Genomic DNA, 1,524 nt, shown 5'->3' with positions numbered 1-1,524 from the left:
CCCGTTTTAGCTCTACGTGCTGGTGGACAACGTTAGGGCTAGCATCTGGAACAAACATCGACATGATAATCGCTGGGACGAGGTAGCTGACCACCGAAGGTACAAACAGCGGCATAAACTCAGCAAATGATACATGCCCTGCCTGCCAAACCATTAGTGTGGTGATATCGCCAAATGGGCTAAATGCACCGCCAGCGTTGGCGGCAACAACGATGTTGATACAAGCAAGGTTGATAAACTTAGTGTTATCACCCGCTACCTTCATCACTACAGCACACATTAGCAGCGCTGTGGTTAAGTTATCAGCGATAGGCGAGATAAAGAACGCCAGAATACCAGTCAGCCAGAATAGGGTTTTAAAATTAAACCCTTTACCGACCATCCATGCTTGTAAGGCATCAAATAATCTTCGTTCTTCCATCGCACTGATGTAGGTCATCGCAACTAACAAGAACAGCAATAGTTCAGCGTATTCTAGCAAGTTGTGCTCAAGGGCGGCTTTGGCGACTTCAACTTGACCATGTTGCGAGTAAACCAAACCAATCATTGCCCAAATGACACCAGCGGCGAGCAGCACTGGTTTTGATTTACGCAACTGTAAGTACTCTTCAAGCATTACCAGCGTGTAGGCGACACCGAAAATAATCAGCGCGGCGTAACCAACAGTCGATTGGGTTAAGGGAAGGATTTGGTCAGAGGAAGGTGCGGCGAATGTTGAAATGGGCAGAAAAAAGAGGGTAACAAAAATGGACCACTGCAATTTCATTCTTTCACTCCTTTGAAAGCGGATTGTTATAGTAGATTTTGTGGCTATATTCTAATGATGAAATGAATTTGTGAATGTGAAGTAGGTTTGATCTACTTGAATTGTTGGGAAATGTTAAGCCAAACTTTTGTAATTACCGCATTGTTAAATCTTTTACTGGTCTGTGGTTTCCTTGTTAAATCTGGGTTGTTTCAATCTCCCATCTCCAACGATAAATGCATAGGGGGCTGTTGATCTAATCTGACTTAAAGTAGGACTTTAGCTTGGTTCTCAACCAAAGGTTGGCTGAGCTGTTTTTCATTCGGTTGTGACACATCATGCGATACTTAACGGGTAGGTTGGTAAAAGGTGCATCAAGGATCTGTAAATCTAACTTATCAGCAAATTGATTAGCGATACTCTTTACCATCGCGGCTAAGCAGTCGCTGGTAGATATCATGGTCATTTGTGAGACCAGTGAATCACACTCTGCCGCAACTCGTCTCTCTGTTATCGTTTCTTCGGTAAAGTAATCCGCTAGGTAGGCATCTTCACGGCGCAGTTTGAGTGTGACGTGCTTTTCGGCATAGAACTGTTCTAGGCTAAGGGCCTGTTCAATCCTCGGATGCCCTTTTCTGGCAATGACGCAAAGCTCATCAGTATAGAAATACTCAGAAAAAAACGACGGTGCTGAGTAGTTAGCAAAATCAATCGCCAGATCGGCTTTTTGCTGACTGAGGTTGTTAATCAGTTTTTCTTCATTGGATAGCGTTGGATGT

General features: G+C 44.0%; 2 protein-coding genes. Both read right to left on the bottom strand.

Features of this window, described 5'->3' with window-relative positions:
* Window positions 1–766 (bottom strand): sodium:proton antiporter NhaD (gene nhaD, locus QTO00_RS19585; protein WP_331426237.1); only part of this gene is annotated, 766 nt, incomplete at its 3' end.
* A 235-nt stretch (window positions 767–1,001) separates the two neighbouring features.
* Window positions 1,002–1,524 (bottom strand): LysR substrate-binding domain-containing protein (locus QTO00_RS19580; RefSeq protein WP_331426236.1); only part of this gene is annotated, 523 nt, incomplete at its 5' end.

Origin of the sequence: Vibrio sp. M260118 (assembly GCF_036533755.1) — a bacterium.
Lineage (GTDB): Bacteria > Pseudomonadota > Gammaproteobacteria > Enterobacterales > Vibrionaceae > Vibrio.
This window is presented reverse-complemented; position numbering and strand designations above follow the sequence as displayed.